This is a genomic window from Vibrio sp. QJM3NY_27 (assembly GCF_057785955.1).
The window spans coordinates 952,412-973,708 of sequence record NZ_CM173512.1; the positions used below are offsets into that span (position 1 = coordinate 952,412).

Annotated in this window: 14 protein-coding genes; 5 read left to right on the top strand and 9 right to left on the bottom strand. The window is 45.3% G+C overall.

Annotated elements, in window-relative coordinates; translation table 11 throughout:
• Positions 1-6: 6 nt before the first annotated feature.
• Together nrfD and dsrO are read right to left on the bottom strand one after the other, a co-directional pair.
• A complete protein-coding gene (gene nrfD, locus AC3CIA_RS19995; RefSeq protein ID WP_065206696.1) occupies positions 7-1,200 on the bottom strand; it encodes an NrfD/PsrC family molybdoenzyme membrane anchor subunit in 1,194 nt (397 codons plus the stop codon).
• Positions 1,197-2,033 carry a sulfate reduction electron transfer complex DsrMKJOP subunit DsrO gene (gene dsrO, locus AC3CIA_RS20000; RefSeq protein WP_488518909.1) on the bottom strand — a complete coding sequence of 279 codons (837 nt, stop codon included), beginning with the start codon at positions 2,031-2,033 and terminating at the stop codon, positions 1,197-1,199. Before dsrO ends, nrfD begins: the two co-directional genes overlap by 4 nt.
• A 270-nt stretch (positions 2,034-2,303) precedes the next feature.
• On the opposite strand from dsrO, the gene AC3CIA_RS20005 reads away from it, so the two are divergent.
• The 3 genes from AC3CIA_RS20005 to AC3CIA_RS20015 all read left to right on the top strand — a co-directional run bounded on the left by AC3CIA_RS20005 (position 2,304) and on the right by AC3CIA_RS20015 (position 6,368).
• Complete coding sequence (locus AC3CIA_RS20005; protein WP_488518910.1) at positions 2,304-4,187, top strand: sensor histidine kinase; 1,884 nt, start codon at positions 2,304-2,306, stop codon at positions 4,185-4,187.
• Positions 4,188-4,198: 11 nt separating this feature from the next.
• The gene (locus AC3CIA_RS20010; RefSeq protein WP_488518911.1) at positions 4,199-4,801 is read left to right on the top strand and encodes a response regulator transcription factor; all 603 of its coding nucleotides are present in this window, start codon (positions 4,199-4,201) and stop codon (positions 4,799-4,801) included.
• A 322-nt stretch (positions 4,802-5,123) separates the two neighbouring features.
• A complete protein-coding gene (locus tag AC3CIA_RS20015; RefSeq protein ID WP_488519645.1) occupies positions 5,124-6,368 on the top strand; it encodes a tetratricopeptide repeat protein in 1,245 nt (414 codons plus the stop codon).
• A gap of 215 nt (positions 6,369-6,583) precedes the next feature.
• Here AC3CIA_RS20015 and sstT read toward each other — a convergent pair whose 3' ends face one another.
• The 7 genes from sstT to malT all read right to left on the bottom strand — a co-directional run bounded on the left by sstT (position 6,584) and on the right by malT (position 15,866).
• Positions 6,584-7,798 carry a serine/threonine transporter SstT gene (gene sstT, locus AC3CIA_RS20020; RefSeq protein WP_004732110.1) on the bottom strand — a complete coding sequence of 405 codons (1,215 nt, stop codon included), beginning with the start codon at positions 7,796-7,798 and terminating at the stop codon, positions 6,584-6,586.
• Between the two features lie 458 nt (positions 7,799-8,256).
• Complete coding sequence (rsgA, locus tag AC3CIA_RS20025; RefSeq protein WP_488518912.1) at positions 8,257-9,321, bottom strand: ribosome small subunit-dependent GTPase A; 1,065 nt, start codon at positions 9,319-9,321, stop codon at positions 8,257-8,259.
• Between the two features lie 544 nt (positions 9,322-9,865).
• Complete coding sequence (locus AC3CIA_RS20030; RefSeq protein WP_065206703.1) at positions 9,866-10,324, bottom strand: copper chaperone PCu(A)C; 459 nt, start codon at positions 10,322-10,324, stop codon at positions 9,866-9,868.
• Between the two features lie 84 nt (positions 10,325-10,408).
• A complete protein-coding gene (locus tag AC3CIA_RS20035) occupies positions 10,409-11,005 on the bottom strand; it encodes an SCO family protein (protein ID WP_004732104.1) in 597 nt (198 codons plus the stop codon).
• Positions 11,002-11,442: a hypothetical protein gene (locus AC3CIA_RS20040; protein ID WP_017086565.1), complete on the bottom strand. Its 441-nt coding sequence runs from the start codon at positions 11,440-11,442 to the stop codon at positions 11,002-11,004. Before AC3CIA_RS20040 ends, AC3CIA_RS20035 begins: the two co-directional genes overlap by 4 nt.
• A gap of 203 nt (positions 11,443-11,645) precedes the next feature.
• Positions 11,646-12,566 (bottom strand): polyprenyl-phosphate transporter, encoded by a 921-nt coding sequence (locus AC3CIA_RS20045; protein ID WP_065206704.1) that lies wholly within the window; start codon positions 12,564-12,566, stop codon positions 11,646-11,648.
• Positions 12,567-13,157: 591 nt separating this feature from the next.
• Positions 13,158-15,866, bottom strand: coding sequence for an HTH-type transcriptional regulator MalT (gene malT / locus AC3CIA_RS20050; RefSeq protein ID WP_171307614.1), 2,709 nt, complete (start codon positions 15,864-15,866; stop codon positions 13,158-13,160).
• Between the two features lie 568 nt (positions 15,867-16,434).
• On the opposite strand from malT, the gene AC3CIA_RS20055 reads away from it, so the two are divergent.
• On the top strand, positions 16,435-18,888 hold the full coding sequence (locus AC3CIA_RS20055) for a glycogen/starch/alpha-glucan phosphorylase (protein WP_010431613.1): 2,454 nt from the start codon (positions 16,435-16,437) through the stop codon (positions 18,886-18,888).
• Between the two features lie 176 nt (positions 18,889-19,064).
• Positions 19,065-21,245 carry a 4-alpha-glucanotransferase gene (gene malQ / locus AC3CIA_RS20060; RefSeq protein WP_488518913.1) on the top strand — a complete coding sequence of 727 codons (2,181 nt, stop codon included), beginning with the start codon at positions 19,065-19,067 and terminating at the stop codon, positions 21,243-21,245.
• Positions 21,246-21,297: the final 52 nt, after the last annotated feature.

Sequence of the window (21,297 nt, forward strand, 5' to 3'; positions counted from 1 at the left end):
CTCAGACTACAAGCTATGTGAGCGGTTAAGTGGTGACGATGTATTTTGGTTTGGCTTTGATGTTGCCTTTGGCGCAGAGCCAGTTGTTCTTGTAGACCCAATAGTTCGTGTAGATACCATAGTTTGTGTAGATCCAATAGTTCGAGTAGACACGATTTCAGAGGCGAACAACGCAAGTGCTAACCAAAGGCCACACATACCAACAATGCCAAGTAAACCAGCGCTGCCCATTGGCAGTTCATAGGGGAATGGACCTACATCAAAACGTGGAATGGTTTGAACCTCCATCATGGTGACCCAACGCACCGCCCATGCTGAAACGATGGTAGCAAGCGCTATGCAGACAATTCCTAGCTTGCTTTGCGATAGACGTTGCAGTGGCAAAACTAAGATCATGCATAGCAGAATACTGGTGGTCATGATGCCTAGATTGATTCCCCAAGCGTTGTTCTCATAGAGATTGAAGGGACCATGGTTAGATGCCCAAATCGACGTGAGAATGATGGCAAGGCCACCTGTTAAGGTAATGGTTCTTTGTATCAGAGCTAGGTCTGTTGGTTTTAAGCTTGGCTTGCTTGAAGGCAGTAGAGCCCAAATCAACAGCGTTAAACCTGTTGCAGCAAAGAATGCGGTCGTGAACCAAAGTAGTGGAGAAGCCGGTTGATGCCAAAGCGGTCGGCTCGCCAAAATTGCAATCTCTGCGCCTGTATAAAGTGCGATGCTTAGGCCCGAAATAGCCGTCACAGCAGCGAGTGCAATCATCAGCTTTGACGATATTTTCCATTGACCTAGCGTCAGCCAAGCCAAACGTTTTAGAAGTGGGTTTTCACTTTCTTTAAGCTGTGCGATGTCGTCACGCAGGTAAACCCAAGCTGTCGCAACAGCCAGACCAGAGAACAAAGGTAGGAATAGAGAGCCTAACGACATCCATGACCAAGGCGTGATGTGGGCGTAGAAGTGCCAAGCACGTCCCGGTTGGTGCAAATCACCGGTTAATGCTAATGGCCCAACAATCGCGCCGATGGCCATCACAAGCACAAGCGCTGAACGGAATTGATGGCTGGTTGAGTTTTTGAATATCAGTGCAATTAAAAACAGAATAGCCGCCGCATAAGCCGAACCGATGTAGAAGAAATATTGAACCGCCCACGGTAGCCAAGCGATCTCTTGAGCGGGAACTAACACCTCAGTGATATTCATGCTGTCTCTCCTTGTTTGCCTTGTGTCGCGATTGCCAATTCTTGTTTTCTAGAGGATGAGTTATCGATGGCGGCTGGATCATAAATCGCAGGCTGGCCTTCGATATGGCTAACGAAACGTTCGTTCATGCCGATATAGAAAACATGTGGGTTGGTATTTTGCTCTGGCTTGAGCACCTTGATGTCGTCTTGGTTTTCATTCAGCAGACGATTGATCTCGCTGTTTGGATCTTTCAGGTCACCAATGACACGTGCGCCTCCAACACAGGTTTCGACACAAGCGGGCAGTAAGCCGTCTTCAAGGCGGTGTGCACAAAAGGTGCATTTGTCAGCGGTAAGCGTGTCGTTGTTAATGAAACGCGCATCGTAAGGGCAAGCTTGAACACAATAAGCGCACGTAACGCAGCGTTCGTTGTCGACCATCACGATGCCATCTTCACGTTGGAAGGTCGCTTGAACAGGGCAAACCTTTATGCAGGGTGCGTTGTCACAGTGATTACAAAGGCGAGGCAACATGAACGATTTCACGTTTTGTTGAGCTGTCGAACCATCATCAAGGGAGACTTCATACTGTTTTACAGTGGTTCTGAACTGGCCAATCGGCGCTTGGTTTTCAACGCTACAGCCAACAGTACATGCCTGACAACCAACGCATTTACGTAAATCAATCGCCATCGCGTAGCGTTTACCTACTTCGCCTTTGCGGTCAGGTTGGTTGTTATTGCGAATGGCTGTGCTCGCGACTGCGGTGTTGATTCCGGTAATGGGAATGAGCGCAGCACCGGCGGAAACTTTACCGAATTGGCTGAGAAACCGTCTTTTCAATGAGTCCATAGAGGTACCTATAAATGGGTATTCGATCTGTTAGGCTCATTGTCAGTTTTTGACCGTTAACGGGGTATTGTGGATTTCCACATACCCAGATCAAAGTTGATCTAGAACAAATGTGGTTTTCGTTATCTAGCTGTTATGCTTTGTTTTAGAGGCTGATCTAAAGCGCTCTAAAGGATGAGTTAAGCGTTGAACATGTCGTCAGCTTCAAGAAAAAGTGAAATAACTAGAGAATAAATTGAATAAACAATCTGCTTGGAGAAAGAGATTTCAGTGACCGTTCGAAACCTAATGACAGTCGTTAGCCTTTGTTGGCTGAGCCTAACCGCAGGAGTGTGTTTTGCGGCTCAATCAGAACAAGTGATAGCAGCCCCAAGCTCAAGCCCAAACATCACTGAGTCCGATCAGGCCATTGAGGTCGGAGTATTGGCGATCAGAGGCAAACTTGCGGCGCAGCAGCGTTGGCAGCCTACGATGGATTGGCTGTCTGAGCGTATTCCGGGTAAGCACTTTGTTCTCAAGCCTTTTAATTTGGAAGAGATGGCCGAAGCGGTGAAAGATGTGACGGTCGATTTCGTTATTACTAACCCAGGTCAGGCGGTTCGCTTAGGACGACAGTATGCGCTCTCTTGGATGGCGACTATGACCAGTCATAACTTCGAAGAGCCCAGTTCTAACAATACCCGCAGCATTGGTTCTGCTTTAGTGGTAAGAAGAATGTCGCCCTATATCTCTTTCGAACAACTCAGTGGTAAGCCGATTGCAGCGGTCTCGGAAAATGCATTTGGTGGTTACTTAACAATGCGTTACCAAGTGATGCAAGAAGGGCTTAATCCCAACCACTTTTTTTCCAATACGCAGTTCTTAGGTTTCCCTATCGATGCCAGCTTGTACCAACTGCGAGAAGGACACATTGAAGCGGCTGTGGTGCCTGCGTGTTTGGTCGAGAGCATGATCAGTGAAGGCTTGCTGGTGGCGGGTCAGTATCGCGTTATCGGTAATCAAGCGCCTGAAGGCTTTCGATGCCAAGTGTCTACGCCTCTGTATTCCAACTGGTCGTTTGCCAAAACAGAGCGAGCCTCTTCGGCATTAGCTAAGCAAATGAGTCAGGTGCTGTTTTCAATGCCAAAGAGCAGTGTGCCAGCCATTGCTGCGAATGCCTCGGGTTGGACGTCACCCACAAGCTTGCTCTCAATCGACAAGCTTTATCAGCAACTCGACATGCACCCACTGCAACAACCTTGGTGGAAAGAAGCGTTAATCTGGCTTAAATACAATCAACAGTGGGCTTGGGCGTTCTTTATTTTTGTCGTGTTACTGAATGCTTACCACTTCTGGTTAGAGTACAAATTCAGCCGTAGTAAAAAACAGTTAGAAGCGACGCTACACAAGCTGAAAAGCAAGAGTGAACAGCTGGAACATTCGCAACGTATCGCGGTGGTTGGTGAGCTGGGTAGCAGTTTGGCGCACGAGATCAATCAACCTTTGGCGGCCATTCGCAACTACAGCGAAGGCGGTTTATTACGGATTTCGAAGAACAAACCATTGACTGATATTGAACCTGTGTTTGAGAAGATTCAGTCTCAAGTGGATCGTGCTGATGCGATCATTCAACGCTTAAGAAACATGATAAAGAAACGCTCATCAGATAAGTCTCAGACGGACATCGAGCAGTTACTCACAGACACCATTGAGCTGCTGCAATTTCGATTACAGAAACACAAGATAACCATTGAACGCCACGCTGTAGGTAAGCCTATCCAATTGCATGTCGACCCTGTGGGATTGCAGCAAGTGATTGTAAACCTGATCAACAATGCGACTGACGCGTGTAACGCACAACAGCATCGCGAACAAAGCGCTGCGTCTGATATTGATAACAAAAACAGCGAACCACCAACAATTAAAGTGATTACCGAGTATCAACTGGATAAAATGATGCTGTCGGTTATCGATAACGGCACGGGTTTAGATTTAACCGAACAACAAGTCACTCAAGCCTTTGTGAGTAGCAAAGAAAATGGCTTGGGTTTAGGGCTTGCGATTTGCCAAGACGTGATTGAAGACCACAGCGGCCAAATGGCCATCAAATCATTGACTCCTCATGGCTGTCACGTCGCAGTGACGTTACCTTTTTCTCTTTCAAATGATTCATAAGGAATCTTGTTATGTCTGAACTTCATCAAACGTTGCCGGTCTATGTGGTTGATGACGATGAGTCGATGCGTGACTCATTGGTGTTCTTATTGGAAGAGCATGATTTTACGGTGTCAGCCTATGAAGATGGCCTGAGCTTTCTGGATTCAGTGGATTTGAGTGCGCCAGGTTGCGTGGTGTTAGACAGCCGAATGCCTGAAATGAGAGGGCAACAAGTTCATGAGTTAATGGTGAAAGCGCAGAGCCCACTTTCGGTGATTTATCTGACGGGTCACGGTGATGTGCCAATGGCGGTTGAAGCGTTGCAAGCTGGTGCGGTGAACTTCTTTCAAAAACCGGTTAAAGGCAGTGAGTTAGCTGAGGCGATCAAGCAAGGGCTAGAGGCTTCTGAAAAGCATTTACACATGAATGTTTATCGCCAAGCGTATGCGTCGTTAACTGAGCGAGAAATCGATATTCTTAAGCAGATTATCGACGGCAAACGTAACCAGAAAATTGCCGATGAATTATGTATCGCGATGAGAACGGTAGAAGTACACCGAGCGAGTTTAATGAAGAAATTTTCTGCTAAAACGGTTGCTGAGCTAGCTTACATATACGGTCAACTGAACTAACTACAGCGACACGAAATTGCAGATAGGTATTCATCAATTTCGTTGTCGTTTTTTAAGATTATTTTGCTCAAAGGTGGTCTTCATTATCGAACTCTATTGAAGCAAGATCACACCATTTATGGAGTGCATAAGGATAGGTCTTAGTAGACTTTTTATCGCTATGTATTCCTGAGATACTGAACTAAGTTCATTTTAGGGCGGAACGTTTTAATAACGGCGCTTTTCCCTGTAGTTAGAAACATACCATTCACTATGGGTTGATCACTTTCCCGATATCGGGGCTAGTATCAGCCGAGTTAGGTTAAAATATTTTATGAGTACAATGGGAATCGCAATTGGTGCGACGGCTCTTTCGTTAATACTTGTCGCCGTGTGGCTGATCTCTTTATCGCTAAGAAAGCAGCGCTTGGAACAAGAACGTAAGGCTCGTGCTGTCGCTTATCGAAAAGCGATTGAAAAAGCGCGCATACAAGAGCAAAAAGAGCGTCACTTCAAAGCCGAAACTGGGCATGTACCGTCGATACTGTATTTGGCAAAAGAAGCTGAACGTAACAATATTAAGGAAGCTCTGTATTGGTACGACAAAGCGGCGCAACTCGATAATATCAATGGCATGTACGGCATTGTGCGCCTAAGCATGAAGCGCAAAGAAGACCTGATTTTAAGAGAGAAAGCCAACTTTTGGCAGCTTGCGATATCCGCATTGGACAATGACGTGTCTGCGAAATTCGAGATGGGTAAAGCGCTCGTCTTTGGTCGCGGAACCGATAAGAACATCCCTAAGGGTTATACCTATATTGAAGAGTCTGCGGCTGGTGGTAATACCGAAGCGATGCTGTTCATCGGTGACTGGTGTCTAGATAAAGAAAACCCAGACTACTCTGCCGAAAGTTCTGTCGAGTGGTACCAAAAAGCTGCGGAAAAGAATAGCTTAGACGGCAAGATCAAACTTGGTATGAGTTATTTGAACGGTGTGGGTGTTGAGCCTAACCATGGCGAGGCTGTTTACTGGTTTGAGACGGCCGCAGAAAAGAACAGTGCAGAAGCGATGTTTAGAGCAGGTGAAGCTTGGATTGACCATGGTGAACACGGCAATGCCATTGCTTATATCTGGCTATTTCTATCGGCTCATTTTGGTTACTCAGAAGCCAAGCATTTGAGGGATAAAGTCGGCGGGGAACTTGGTGTGGATGCTGTCGTGGGCTTACAGGCTCTGACTAAACCGATAATGACTAAGCTGACCCAAGAAGCAATCACTAAGCACTCAATCATTAAGGCGCTCAACAAGCTCTACAAACGCAATATACCTGTCCCTAAGAAGGTTAAAGAAGCCTCCGATGAAGAAGGTGAGGAGTTAAATGTCGATGGTAATCATTTAGAGACCAAAGCGTCGAGTGAGCAAGGTTCTAACGTCGATTACAGCCAGCAGACGACGCCAAACCATGATAGCGGTGCTGCGAATCAAGGGTCACCCAGCGATCAAGCAACGCATAACAAAGAAGCAAGCCTTAACTCTCTAGACTTCAGTCAGGCAGCCGTGGATCCAAGCTGGAAAAGCAACCACTAAAACGTGTTGGTTAGCTTTGATGAGTTAGACAAGAATGACTGAAGCTATAAAGCTATAAAGCTATAAAGCTATAAATCTATATAGCTTCTAGCCGTAATCTAGAAAACCAAGACAACAAAAAAGGGAAGCGAATGCTTCCCTTTTTATTTGTGTGCTATTTGCTTTTAGAGCTTAGAGCTTAGAGCTTAGAGCTTAAGCCTAATACCCAAGAGCTGTTAAGCTTTGTTTTGCTCAGCTTTACATACAGCCGCAGTGAACACGACGTCAGTTGAGCTGTTAAGCGCTGTTTCAGCCGAATCTTGAATCACACCAATGATGAAACCAACCGCTACAACCTGCATCGCTACATCGTTTGAGATACCGAATAGGCCACAAGCTAGAGGAATCAGTAGCAGTGAACCACCGGCAACGCCTGATGCGCCACATGCTGAAATTGCAGCAACAAGGCTTAGTAGAATCGCAGTGAAGATATCAATCTCAATACCCATTGTGTGTACAGCTGCAAGCGTTAACACAGTGATGGTGATTGCAGCACCCGCCATGTTGATGGTTGCGCCTAGAGGGATTGATACAGAGTAAGTATCTTCATCTAGCTCTAGCTTCTTACAAAGGTTCATGTTCACTGGGATGTTTGCAGCGCTTGAACGAGTGAAGAATGCCGTTACACCAGACTCACGAATACATTGCAGTACAAGTGGGTATGGGTTCTGTTTTGTCTTTACAAAGACAAGCAGTGGGTTAACGACAAGAGCAATGATCAGCATTGAGCTTAGTAGAACCGCTAGCAGTTGACCGTAGCTTGCTAGTGCATCGAAGCCCGTTGTTGCGAATGTAGTCGAAACAAGGCCGAAGATACCGAATGGCGCAAGACGAATAATGAAGCGAACAATGTGTGAAACACTGTGGCTAAGGTCTTCGAAAACCGCTTTGGTTGTTGCAGATGCGTGGTGCAGTGCAAGACCAAGACCGATAGCCCAAGCAAGAATACCGATGTAGTTAGCGTTCATTAGTGCGCTAACTGGGTTATCTACAAGCTTGAATAGAAGCGTATGAAGAACTTCTGCAATACCTTGAGGAGGGTTAGCACCTTCAGCGCCAGCAACCAGTGTCAAAGTGGTTGGGAACATGAAGCTCAGTACTACAGCAGTCAGTGCTGCAGAGAACGTACCAATCAGGTAAAGCACAATGATTGGACGCATATGAGTATGCTGACCTTTCTTTTGGTTTGCGATAGAAGCTGCAACAAGAATGAATACTAAAATTGGGGCAACAGCTTTCAGAGCACCAACAAACAGACTACCTAATAGGCCTGCATCTTGAGCTGCTGAAGGAGAAACCATGGCGAGAACGACACCGAAAACAATACCAGCAAGGATCTGTAGAACGAGATTTCCACGAGCGATGCGGGCGAGCATGTTGTGATTTTGCATAAAATACCTGCAATTGTTAATTTATTATAGTGATGTATTTTTTTATAAAGTTGTACCAAATCCAACTATACACTAGTGGAATGGGCGGTCATATTAGCGGGATCTAAGAGGGTGTCTAGGAATAGTTTACTTTTAGGGTGATTGTTTGCGCTACGTGGTGTTTTTAGAGCTAAATGTTAAATTTTTGTACTCTTGTTGAGATATAAATCTGCATGATAATACTCATTCGGGTCAATGTTCTGGTTCTGGTGCCGTCAGAGTCGATTAGCAAGATCATTGTGTGCAGAAATGATCCCATTGGGTTCCTGTTGATATAAAGAAGACCTGTTGATACAAAGAAGCCCCGCTGATACAAAAAGCCCCAGCCCAATGCGTTAAAGAGCTCATGAGTTAATGAGCTAATACGCGATAGGGACATAGGGCTTATTTACGTGTTGTAAACCTAATCCAATAATCGGCTATTTAGACGATTTCTTGATATTACGGCTCTCTGATTGCACGGTTTTGTACATTTTAGAAAGCTGTTTACTGTTCGCTCTCTGTTCTGCCAATGAGGCTCCATTTCTTGCTTGCTCTCTGAGTAGCTTCTCATAGTTAGAGAATCGTCTTTCAGAAAGCTCACCGCTTTCAATGGCCTTGCGTATTGTGCATCCTGGTTCTGACTCATGGCTGCAATCAGAAAAGCGACAATGCATCGCTAACTCTTCCACATCAGAAAAGGTTTCACTTACTCCTTCAGCACAATCGGCGAGTTGTAACTCTCGCATACCAGGAGTATCGAGCAATAAACCACCCGATGTTAGCAAGTGGAGCGATCGTGACGTGGTTGTATGACGGCCTTTGCTGTCGTCTTCACGAATACCGCCCGTTTCTTGTTGAGTCTCCCCAAGCAGCGAGTTGACCAGCGTCGATTTCCCGACACCAGACGAACCCATCAAAGCCACCGTTTTGCCCGTTTTACACCAAGGTGACAATACTTGAGTAGAGTCTTGGTCTAGGCTATTAACGGTTTCGATCATCAGCATAGAATCTAAGCGTTGCACTTGTTGCACTTTGTCTTGGTAGTCGTCACACAAGTCTTTCTTGGTAAGTACTATAACCGCTTCAACCTGTGCTTCATTGGCGAGTGCTAGAAAGCGTTCGATGCGGCTCAGATTAAAGTCATTATTTAGCGAGACCACGATAAACACGGTGTCGATATTGGCTGAAATATATTGTTCAGCTACGCGACTGCCTGCTGCTTTACGGCTGAAGAGCGACTGACGCTCAAGTAAGCGGTCGAATTGTAAATCAGCGTTTAATATCACCCAGTCGCCAACCGTCATTACGGGTTGGTTTTGATGAACGGGTAGAACGATTTCGCCTTGTTCTGACGCAAGCGTATAGCCGCTGCGATGGTGCGCGGTAATGCGAGCAATGACGGATTGGTCATAGTCTTCGAGTGTCAGCTGTTGCAGGAATACAGGTTGCCATCCAAGCTGTTGAAGTGACATTGGATGAGAAAATGCGTTTTGTGAATTCATGTCTATTTACCCAGACGTGCGAGCTTTCTTTTCTTGTGAGAGCATTAAAGTCTTATCAGTGCATTAAAGTCTTATGAGAGCATTAAAGTCTTATGAGAGCATTAACATCTTGTGAGACCTCTTATTTGTTGATGAGATCAAAAGAGTTAATGAGACCAAAAAGTATTGCTGAGATTAAAAAGCGTCGAGACGTCAAAAATGTTTTGAGCTTGGGTCGAATTCAAATAGATAGGACCCCGGATTTAGTCATGCGCTATTGGGCATGCAGGTATTGATCACTTACGATCAATAGTAAACCGGGTAAAAGTGTACGGTCGTCACGGGTGACGAGATGTTGGTCGATCGGTATTTAAGTTTGATTAACCAAACAAATTAACGCGCTACTTTTACTGCCAGTTTTAGTGTGTTCATTACAATCATCTTCTATTCTCCTTGGGTTATTTATGTGTTCAGGCTTTGAATAAAAAGCGAACTCAGTTTAACAAAAAGCCACGATGGCGAGAAGTCATCGTGGCTTAAATTATTTTATCAATTGTGAATACGATTAATGATGATCGTGATTCATCTTTTTCATGCCGCTCATTACTTTCTTAACCGGCGCATCGAAGGTCTGTGTTTCACCATTGGCGAAAGTCAGTGTCATCTCGATTTTCTCACCTTCTTTTAGGCTGCTTGCTAGGTCGAACAACATGATGTGTAGGCTACCTGGTTTAAGTACCGCTTCACCGTTCGCAGGAATGGTGATCTCTTGAATTTGGCGCATTTTCATAACATCGCCATCCATGATTACATCATGAAGTTCTACTTTACCTGCTGCAGGTGTTGTTGCAGAAACAATAGCGCGATCTTTATCGCTGTGGTTCATCAGAGTCGTGAACACCGCGCTGTTAACTGCTGAAGGCGGGGTAGCACGAGCATACGCGTCATGAACCATAATATCGCTACTAGCCTGAGCAAAAGGGGTGAGCAATAAGCCTGCTAGAGCAAGTGCTTTTAACTTCATGTTGTTGTCCTTAATTTTTATGTTTTGGTCTGGGACCTGACTTTATGTTTGAACTTTATTGGTTAAGTTCTTTGTTTTTACGTTTTACTGCGTCAGCTTGTTGATAGCCTCAACAATTGGTGCTGGCGTTAACGTATGAGGTACTTTGGTAATCAAAGTACCGTCGGGCTTTAAAAAATAAAAATATGAGCTGTGGTCTAGGGTGTATTCCAACTCTGAACCTTCAAGCTTGGTCTTTCTGAAAATAACGCCGTAGTTATGAGCCAGAGTAGTGGTGACATCCAATGGACCACTTAGTCCTTCCATCATCGGGTGGAAATATTGCGCGTATTCATACGAGGCTTCAGCGGCATCACGTTCAGGATCAAGAGAAACAAACATTGGGCGAATCTTGGCTTTTGCTTCATCAGAAACTTGGTTAAGTGCTCCGGCCAACATAGCCAAAGAAGTGGGGCATACATCCGGGCAACGTGTGAAACCGAAGTAAACGATACGAATTCTGTCATCGGTTTGGTCAAAGATTTCCGTTGGTTGGTTGTCTTTGCCGAAAAGAGTCGTAGCGGAGAACTCTTGTTTTGCAGCGTGTTGTTCTTGAACTTCGTTTTGCCCATCAAGATAGCTTTTGACACCAAAGCCAAGTACAAAAGCGACAACCAATGCTAACGACCAATTTCTACTCATCTTGCCATCCTTATTGCAGGGTTTACAGTATCGACACCATCAGTGAGTTCACCGACCCATGTCATTTTATCTAAAGTACATACAGGTAAAATCACATCACCTTCATAGGTATTGTTGCCAATGCTCTTTAATTGAAAACGCGCTGATCCCATTTCCATTTCTAAACCTGTGAGCGATAACATCAGTGTCTCAGATGCAGCACCTTCCCAAACTACCTTTATCTTTGTGGGTAGAAGAGGTTGCGCGGTTTCTCGGTCAAGCGACATTGAAATGGATTCCTGCTCACACGATGTGGTTGAAAGCATGCAGTAGTCATCCAAGTTGACTTCGGCAGTTGAGTGCTCAATGACCGACTTAAATTTTTGAAATACTTGCGGCCCATAAAAACCTGCCACGAGAGCAATGCCAAGAGCCACCACCTTTAATGCTGGGTGCATGTCGTGTTCTCATCTAATTTTATAAGAGCGGCGATGTTATCATACCCCTCAATACGTGCTTGTATCAAAAAGCAATTTTGTGCGTATGGTAGAACTAAAAAAGCGAAGCCATTGGCTTCGCTTTTGTCTGTTCAATCGAGAAGTGAGCTTAGTATTTCTAAGCATTATCCGTTCTAAACGCTTTCCAGAAGTTGGTTGAATGATTAGTCAACGTTGCGCTCTGCAAATTTCTCTAGTCCTAGAACCAAGGCAATAGCAGCCAACATCATCACAATCGCCATTACCAGCTGAGAAGGCTGAGAGGTTACGGCTTCAAAATCAAACGGTGATAGGTTTTCTTGAATCAGAGGAACTTGTTCACCTTTTGAGTTTGTTCGCCAGCTGATGGTCTCTTTCCACGGCCAAATCTTAGGCAGCGTACCGATCATCAAACCAGTTAAGAACACTAGTGTGAAATCGCGGAATGAGCGCAGTAACCAAGAAAGTACGTGCGAGAAAGTCAGTAGGCCAATCACACAGCCACTAAGGAATAGCGCAAGCACATCGATTTGGAACTCTTTAACCGCACCAAGAACCGGACCATACATACCAATCAATAGCAGAATGAAGCTACCCGAGATACCCGGTAAAATCATCGCACAGATCGCAATCGCACCCGCAATGAGGATATTGATACTGGTAGGCTCCATTTGCAGCGGCTTAAGCACGGTAATGCTATAGGCGAAAGCAACGCCAAGCAGCAAAAACACGAATCGAATCATATCGCGCTTCTCTACTTGCTTAAGAATATGGAAAACCGACACCAAGATCAGGCCAAAGAAGAAAGACCACAGTGGAACGGGGTGGGTGACTAATAACCAAGAAATCAGTTTTGCAAATGTCGCAATGCTCGTGAATACGCCTGCGAACAGTGAAATCAGGAAGAAACCATTGATGTGGTTAAACGCGGCTTTGAAGCCTTCGCGTTTCCATAAGCCAAGTACGCTAGGGTTAATCCTGCGAATGCTTTCTAGCAGCGTATCGTAGATACCAGTGATGAATGCGATGGTTCCGCCCGACACGCCAGGAACAACGTCTGCTGCGCCCATTGCCATGCCTTTGAAAAAAGTACTTAAGTAGTTCATTGCTTCATAGAGTTGAGGGTGATTTTGTGCAGTATACAAACTTTAGTGTAAAAAAAGTATGAATATGCCATTGGGGAAGGGCTTTTATTACTCTCTTAATTGTAAGGCAATAAGTTGAAGTGAACATTTGCCTTACATTTAAAATACAACCACTTAGTAATTTGTCATTAAGAGCAGAGATGAAACTGATCTCTTATCAATATTGCATCTTGGTTGCATTATGCAAATGCACTTTGCAATTCGCATGACAAATTCATGGTTTTTATGCGATGCAGGGCTTATAAAACGCCGAATTAAAGTTGGCACGCTAACTGCATTAAATTCATTGACCCTTCTTAAGCCGAGGGTCACCTAGCCAACTGACGTTGTTAGTGAACTTATGATTTGTTCACAAATATATAGAGCCAATCGCGATTATTGCGGTTGGCTATTTTTTTGCCTGTCGTTTGGTGATTGTCTTTTTTCTTTTCCAGTTCCTACATTTTTAAGCTCTAAACTTCAGATGAAAAAAAAGCCAGCCACCATTGGTGACTAGCTTAAGCTTTTCTCGAATCAATCTCGAATCAATCTCGAATCAATCTCGAATCCGTTTTAGTACCCCATCAATTGCAGCAAGTTCTCTGCTGTGCTGATTGCTTCTTTGCGGTTAGCAATGTTCAGCTTTTGGTAAAGGTTACGGATGTGAGTTTTGATCGTGGTCCCCGCTACATCGAGCTCTTGAGCGATTTGCTCATTACTGAACCCAGAATAGATCAGACCAAGTACTTGCCATTCACGCTGGGTGAGTGGGCTAGTGCGCACAAGCTCAGGAATATTCGGGTGATTAACCAAGTTCTCAACAAAGTCTTCATCGAAGTGAACCGAGCGGCTGCGTTGGGTGGTTGAGATATCTTTCATGATCTGTTGAGCGCGATGGCGTTCTAAGTCACCTAAGCCTGGCTTGTTGCTCAATTTATCCAAGATATGCCCGATAGTCCCACCGTCGACCAAGAAGTTACCAACCATACCGGTTTGGTTGGTCATATGAAGCGCTTCTTCAAGTAGCACGCGTGCGCTGTCTTCATCGTTAATTTGTGTACGCAACACCGCTTCAACGATCAAGTTTCGGTTGGTGTCTGTAATCAGATGTGAACGCTGCGCTTCACTCTTAAGAAAAATCAGCGCTTCTTCCGCATCTTCATACTGCTCAAGGATGATGTGAGAACGTACGATGTTTCGCCATTGAAGCTGGCAGAAGTGGTTACTTGCCGATTCAGGTCGAACCGCCACGCTTAGCCAATCACGGATTGCCTCTTTATTGCCTTTTACTTGCCAGAATAGAATCAAAGAAAGAGAAGCATTTGCGGTCCAATCTACGTGGTAAGTTGATTGACGTAGCAGGTGTTGAATTTGGTCGATAAACTTCGACGCTTTATCAATCTCGCCACGGCTCAATGAAATTCGAGCCAGCATTGAGTAACTGTGCAGGTGTTTACTTGGTGAGTGGTGACCAAGGATATCTAAGCCTTTGTAGCAACATTCTTCCGCTTCATCTAGTCGGTTCCAACACCAGAAGATCTGAGCGCGAACACGCAGCAAAAATTCATGTAGAGGAACGTATTGAAGTTGATGCTCTTCGATCAATTTGAATGCGCTGTCTTGTAGCTCAAATGCAGCTTGAACATAACCTTGAGCAATCAAGATTTCGCTTTGCTGCAGAATTGCCCATAGAGCCTGATGGTAAACCTGATACTGACGTGCCAGTTTTTCTGTTTGTTGCATCATCGGTAGCGCACGGCTTAGGTTACCCATTACGTGATTCACTTCGCCCACAACCGAGGTTGCGACAATGCGGCTACGATAAACGGTGGTGTTCAACTGGCTCAACGAAAGCTCAGCCAATTCCAATGCTTTCTCAGGCTCATTGCTGTTGATGGCAACTTGGGCGCGCAAGGCGTTGTATTGGCCTTGTTGCTGAGTATCGAGTTCAATGTTTCGAGCTTGATATTGAGTCTCAGCCTCTTCCAACAAAGTACCCACTTGATCATAACGGTGCTGACTTTGTGCCAGCCAAGCGCGCAGCATTGATAGCTTCGGCTCACTGTATAGTTGATCCGTAGTCAGTTGCTTGATCGCCATCTCTAATGATGAAAGCTCACCTTGGTTGAACATCGGCCAACCGTGTTCAGTCAGGATTTGGATGATCAGCTCTGGATCTTCAGCACGTTGTGCATGTCGCAGTGCTTGATGAGGCGTTTTCTGTTTGATCCACGCTTTCGCGGCACTCCGGTGCAACTCGGCTTCTTGTTGCGGAATTCGAGCTTGGCGCTCATGGGCAAGAAACTCACCGAATAGATTGTGGAATCGGTACCAGTTTTTCTCGCCTTCAAGCGGGTAGATGAATAAGCCAAATCGGTTGAGTGATTCGATCATACCCAGTGCGTCTTCACGCTGTGTAAGCGCGCAGACTAATTCGTCATTGAAATGATCAAGTACTGAACACTGCATCAAGAACTGTCGGGTTTCTTTATCCAGTAGATCGAATACTTCTTCAACCAAGTAATCCCAAAGGTGGGCATGGTTAAAGTGAGAGAACGATTCTGCAGATTGCGCAAGGGTACGTTTTTGATGTTGAGCTTGAAGGGCAATAAGCTGTAATGCCGAAGGCCACCCCTCAACATAAGTACAGATACTACCAGCGGTCGTGTCATCTACGCCATCGGCGACACGTTGATTGAAGAAGCGCGTCGTCTCTTCAGTATCAAAAGCCAGCGAATCGTTTCCAATTTCAATCATCAGATCACGAACACGAAGGTTTGCAGTGCCAAGTGGTGGTGTCCCGCGGCTAGTCACAACAAGCGTCAGGTTGTCAGGCATGTGTTTAAGGAAGAAGCGCATAGCTTCGTGGATATCGTCATTGTTGACCAAGTGATAGTCATCCAACACAAGGAAACATTCGTGATGGAATTCAGACATCTCAGCAAACACTTCACTTAACAAAGAATGCAACGATGAAAATTGTCGCTTTTCTGCCAGCTTTTGGGCATTAGGGCAGGCATTTTGAGTCGCTTTATTGAGTGATTGCATTAGGTAGTTGATAAAGCGAAAGGCATCGTTGTCACTTTCATCAATGCTGTACCAACCCACATTGGGCTTATCTACCAGCCATTGAGCTGCCATTGTGGTTTTGCCGTACCCCGCTGGAGAGCGGAATAATACAAGCTTATAGCAATCTGCGTGTTGGAGCAGATCGAGAACCCTAGGTCGTAGGATTGCATTATGTAAGCGGCCGGGACGAGTCAGTTTCGAAGGGATCCACATGTCGAAGTTTTTCACCTATTCCGTGGCTTATGTTCTGGATTACCTCAATCTATCGTTGAGTGTAATCGAATGACATCAGCCTAATTACTTAAGTCTTCAATCATATTACGTGAAGCAAAACGGCACCGACTATGATCCTCCTCAGAAACCTTGCACTCCTGCATGTTTTTAGGCTTCTACGCCCTTTATTTGAGACTTTGCTCACATAGCGGGTTGGTTTGTGAATGTGACATCCTTCATCCCAACACGTAAATCTATGCAAAAGATGAGAGGAAGAAATTATTTTCGTGATCTGAATATCAAATTTGATAATGACTTTAATCCGGTTAAATAAAAGTCACATCAATTGAAGGTAAGTTATCGAACGGGAGCTTGTGATCTTAGTCACTCCAAGTTTTTGTTCGAAGTCAGAACATGAGAGTCAGATCACTAACCCTATGTCGGTACGCCCCCTACGCCCTCCCATCTACTCCTAGTTTGTCGCGTTAGCGGGAGGATGTTTAGTTAATGGTGACCATGCACGATATGTGACAGATGAATTAGAACTATTAAAAGCGAGATTTCTGAAATGAAACCAACTCAGCAAAAAACTTTCGATAAAGTGTCGTTCCAAGAAAGCGTTAAGAAGCATTTATCTGCAACCTACGCAACAACGATTGAAAACGCAGATAGCCGCGCATGGTACCTAGCAATGGGGCGTGCGCTAGCAGAATTGACAACATTTGATCTGTTAGAAACTGAAAATGACGAAAAAATTAAGAACGCGAAGAGCGTTAACTACCTTTCACTAGAGTTTTTGATTGGTCGTTTAACAGGTAATAACCTGATCAGCATGGGTCTGTATGAGCAAATCACTCATGCAATGGAAGAGCTAGGTCAAAACTTAACTGACCTTCTAGAAGAAGAACGTGACCCATCACTAGGTAACGGTGGCCTTGGTCGTCTTGCTGCTTGTTTCATGGATTCTTGTGCCGCTCAAGAATACCCAACAGTAGGTTACGGTCTTCACTACGAATACGGTCTATTCAAACAGTCTTTCCAAGACGGTCGTCAACAAGAAGCACCTGACGCATGGCGTGGTGTTGAAGGTTACCCATGGGAAGTAGCTCGTCCAGAACTAGCACAACACATTGGTTTTTACGGTCATGTAGAAGTTGAATATATCGACGGTAAAGAAGTTCGTACTTGGGTTCCGGGTATGGAAGTGAAAGCAATGCCTTGGGATCTACCTATCGTAGGTTACGAGTCAAACACAGTTTACCCATTGCGTCTTTGGGAATGTCAGGCAATCGCACCATTCTCATTAGCAAGCTTTAACAACGGTGACTACTTCGAAGCGCAACACTCGCTAATCGATGCAGGCAACATCACTAAAGTACTTTACCCGAACGACAACCACGAGAAAGGTAAGACACTGCGTCTAATGCAGCAGTACTTCCACTCAGCAGCGTCTGTTCGCGATATTCTACGTCGTCACGAAGCAGCAGGTTTCTCTCTAGAAGATCTGCCTAAGCAAGAAACGATTCAACTGAACGATACGCACCCAACGATCGCTATCCCTGAATTGATGCGCATCCTGATCGATGAGAAAGGTTTAACTTGGGACCAAGCTTGGGAAATCAGTGCTCATACGTTCGCATACACGAACCACACACTACTTCCAGAAGCATTAGAGACTTGGTCTGAATCTTTGATCAACCGTCTTCTTCCACGTCACATGGAAATCATTTTTGAAATCAACCACCGCTTCATGCAAGAAGTTCGCAAGATGTGGCCTGGTGACGGTGAGAAGCAAGCGAAGCTTTCTATCATCCAAGAAGGTTTCCACCGCATGGTTCGCATGGCAAACCTATGTGTGATTGGCTCTTACAAAGTAAACGGTGTAGCTGCGCTTCACTCTCAACTGGTTAAGAAAGACTTGTTCCCAGAGTTCAACGAAATCTTCCCTGGCAAACTGACTAACGTAACGAACGGCATCACGCCACGTCGTTGGTTGAAGTTCTGTAACCCAGGGCTATCTACGCTAATTACTGGCAAGATCGGCACTGAGTGGCCAGCAAAACTTGAGCAGCTAGAAGGCATCGCTAAGTTTGCAACAGACGCGAAATTCCAAAAAGAATTCATGGCTGTTAAGAAAGAAAACAAACAGCGCCTTGCTGATTGGGTTCAAGAGAACATGGGTATCGAGCTAGATACTAACGCTATCTTCGACGTGCAAATCAAGCGTCTTCACGAATATAAGCGTCAGCACCTAGATTTGCTACACATTCTATCTCTGTACCACCGTATTCTTAACGAACCTGGTTTCGAGTGTGAGCCACGCGTATGTTTCTTCGCAGCAAAAGCAGCACCGGGTTACCACCTAGCGAAAGAGATCATCTTCGCGGTTAACAAGATCGCAGAGAAGATTAACAACGACCCTCGCATTGGCAACAAGCTGAAAGTGGTATTCATCCCTGACTACCGTGTAAGCATGGCTGAAATCATTATTCCTGCGGCAGACGTTTCTCAGCAAATTTCATTAGCTGGTAAAGAAGCATCAGGTACGGGCAACATGAAGATGGCGCTAAACGGCGCGCTAACTATCGGTACGATGGATGGTGCAAACGTTGAGATTCGTGAAGAAGTTGGCGATGAAAACATCTACATCTTTGGCCTAGACGTTGATGGTGTAGTGGCATTGCAAGCTCAGGGTTATAACCCATACGATTACTACAACGCAGACCCACTGCTGAAAGCATCTCTAGACCTACTGACTGGCGATGAGTTCTCTCCAGGTCAACCAGGCCTTCTACGTGCAACGTTTGATAGCCTACTAGACGGTGGCGACCCGTACCTATGTCTTGCTGACTTCGCATCTTATGTGAAAGCACATGAAGACATGGGCAAGCAGTACAAAGACCAAGCAGGTTGGGCTAAGAAAGCGATTCTTAACACAGCATTGGTTGGTAAGTTCACATCAGACCGCTCTATTCGCGATTACGTGAACAACATTTGGAAACTTGAAGCGGTTAACCGTTAATACTTCCAAAGTAGCCAAGGCAGTTTCTGCCTTGGCTCAATTAGCTTGTGGGCAAATAGATGGCTTATAAAGATAGCGATGCTTACAAACTGATTGTCACAAGCTAATTGATTAGTAAAAAATTAAATTAACAACCCTACAAAATTGAAAGCGTCAGAACGTTTTCGGAGAGAGCGATGAAAGAACAGACCGTATTAAAACAAGTCGCAGAAATGGCAAATATTGCCGACAGTTACGTTAGTGCGTGGGGCGATGAAGCACAAGTATCAGAAGAGACGATTACGTCTCTATTGGCTTCATTGGGCTACGATACAAGCAGCGATGATGCACTGCTTAAATCTGCAGAAAGAAAACACAAAAAAGATGTACTAGACCCAGTTCTTGTCTTGCGTGACGGTGAGCCAGTAGAGGTGGCGCTTAATCTAGGTGTTAGTGCTCGTGAAAGTGAGTTCAGCTGGCGCTTAGAAACCGAGCAAGGAGAGGTACTTGAAGGCTATCTTCAATCTCAAGTCGTTCGTGACGAGCGTGCCGAGGGTGGCCCTTTAGTGTTTGCATTGCCAAGTGATTTGGCATGGGGTTACCACAAGCTGATTGTGAGCCGTAAGCGCCGTAAGAAGCCTTACGAGATGACATTGATCATTACGCCAAAAGCGTGTTTCAAGCAGTCACCAATCGAGCAAGGCAAAAAGCTTTGGGGACCAAGTGTTCAACTGTACACACTAAGAACTCAGCACAACTGGGGTATTGGTGATTTTGGTGACCTTAAACAGCTTGTTGCTGATATCGCTTCTCGCGGTGGTGATTTTGTTGGCTTAAACCCAATTCACTCATTATTCCCAGCGAACCCAGAAGGCGCGAGCCCATACAGCCCGTCGTCACGTCGTTGGTTGAACATCTTATACATTGATGTGAGCTCAGTACCTGAATTCGCATTAAGTGCTGAAGCACAACAAACGGTAGGCAGCGCTGAATTCCAACAGCGTCTACAAAAAGCTCGTGAAGCGCACTGGGTAAACTACACCGAAGTGTCTGAGCTTAAGATGAGTATCTTGCCTCTGTTATTCGCAGAATTTAAGACTCGTCATCTAGACAAGAACAGCGATCGTGCACAAGCGTTCTTAGCGTTTGTAGAAGAAGGTGGTGAAAGCCTGATGCATCAAGCGGCGTTTGATGCTCTGCACGGTGAGTTACATGCCGAAGATTCAGGTATGTGGGGCTGGCCAGTATTCCCAGAGAAGTATCGTACATTCGAAAGCCCAGCGACACAGAAATACATTAAAGAGAACCTAGAGAATGTTCATCTTTACATGTACCTGCAGTGGTTAGCGGATTGCCAAATCAACGATGCACAGTCTCTTGCTGAAGAGAAAGGCATGGCCGTTGGTTTGTACCGTGACCTAGCTGTTGGTGTTGCGGATTCAGGCAGCGAAACTTGGGCCGATGAAGGCAATCTAGTGATGGATGCGAGCATCGGTGCTCCACCGGATGTGCTTGGTCCTCTAGGTCAAAACTGGGGTTTACCACCGCTTAATCCTGAAGTGCTTCAAGAAACAAGCTACGACGCATATATCAAGCTACTCCGTGCCAATATGAAGCACTGTGGTGCCCTTCGTATTGACCACGTATTAGGCCTACTGCGTTTGTGGTGGATTCCAAAAGGTGAAAACGCAACCAAGGGTGCGTACATCTACTACCCAGTACAAGACATGCTGTCAATTCTGGCGCTTGAATCTCACCGTTACCAATGTAGCGTTATCGGTGAAGACTTAGGTACGGTGCCGGATGAAATCGTCGATATCCTAGCGGATGCGGGCGTGCATTCTTACAAAGTATTCTTCTTCGAAACATCAGAAGATGACGGTGGCTTTATCTCACCAAAACATTATGCACCACAATCGATGGCGGCACTTTGTACTCATGATATGCCAACGCTTCGCGGCTTCTGGCATTGTGATGACTTGAAAATGGGTCAAGAGATTGGTTTATACCCAGATGCAGAACAGCTAGAAACCTTGTTCGACGACCGTCTGGAATGCAAACAAGGTATCTTAGATTCAGTGGCATGGCATGGCTTCTTACCTGAAGGTGTTGGTCGTGGTGCAAGCCAAGTACCGATGGACTCTTATCTTGCTGAAGCACTTCAACTGCACGTTGCGGCTGGTGGTTCGACACTTCTTAGTGTTCAACTGGAAGATTGGTTAGAGATGGACAAGCCAGTAAACATTCCTGGCACTGTCGATGAATACCCTAACTGGCGTCGTAAACTATCAATGAACTTGGACGAAATATTTGCTCACGAAGGGGTAAATCGTATCGCTTCTAAGCTGACTGACGTTCGAGAAAAAGCAGCTAAGTAATGACGTTGAGTGGCTTGAAAATAGGTGGTTTTTTGCTTACGCCGTACGAAAC

Excerpts from the sequence above, each read along its gene's own strand:
- nrfD (WP_065206696.1), bottom strand. The coding sequence starts at position 1,200 with ATGAATATCACTGAGGTGTTAGTTCCCGCTCAAGAGATCGCTTGGCTA.
- dsrO (WP_488518909.1), bottom strand. The coding sequence starts at position 2,033 with ATGGACTCATTGAAAAGACGGTTTCTCAGCCAATTCGGTAAAGTTTCC.
- AC3CIA_RS20010 (WP_488518911.1), top strand. The coding sequence starts at position 4,199 with ATGTCTGAACTTCATCAAACGTTGCCGGTCTATGTGGTTGATGACGAT.
- AC3CIA_RS20015 (WP_488519645.1), top strand. The coding sequence starts at position 5,124 with ATGGGAATCGCAATTGGTGCGACGGCTCTTTCGTTAATACTTGTCGCC.
- sstT (WP_004732110.1), bottom strand. The coding sequence starts at position 7,798 with ATGCAAAATCACAACATGCTCGCCCGCATCGCTCGTGGAAATCTCGTT.
- rsgA (WP_488518912.1), bottom strand. The coding sequence starts at position 9,321 with ATGAATTCACAAAACGCATTTTCTCATCCAATGTCACTTCAACAGCTT.
- AC3CIA_RS20030 (WP_065206703.1), bottom strand. The coding sequence starts at position 10,324 with ATGAAGTTAAAAGCACTTGCTCTAGCAGGCTTATTGCTCACCCCTTTT.
- AC3CIA_RS20035 (WP_004732104.1), bottom strand. The coding sequence starts at position 11,005 with ATGAGTAGAAATTGGTCGTTAGCATTGGTTGTCGCTTTTGTACTTGGC.
- AC3CIA_RS20040 (WP_017086565.1), bottom strand. The coding sequence starts at position 11,442 with ATGCACCCAGCATTAAAGGTGGTGGCTCTTGGCATTGCTCTCGTGGCA.
- AC3CIA_RS20045 (WP_065206704.1), bottom strand. The coding sequence starts at position 12,566 with ATGAACTACTTAAGTACTTTTTTCAAAGGCATGGCAATGGGCGCAGCA.
- malT (WP_171307614.1), bottom strand. The coding sequence starts at position 15,866 with ATGTGGATCCCTTCGAAACTGACTCGTCCCGGCCGCTTACATAATGCA.
- AC3CIA_RS20055 (WP_010431613.1), top strand. The coding sequence starts at position 16,435 with ATGAAACCAACTCAGCAAAAAACTTTCGATAAAGTGTCGTTCCAAGAA.
- malQ (WP_488518913.1), top strand. The coding sequence starts at position 19,065 with ATGAAAGAACAGACCGTATTAAAACAAGTCGCAGAAATGGCAAATATT.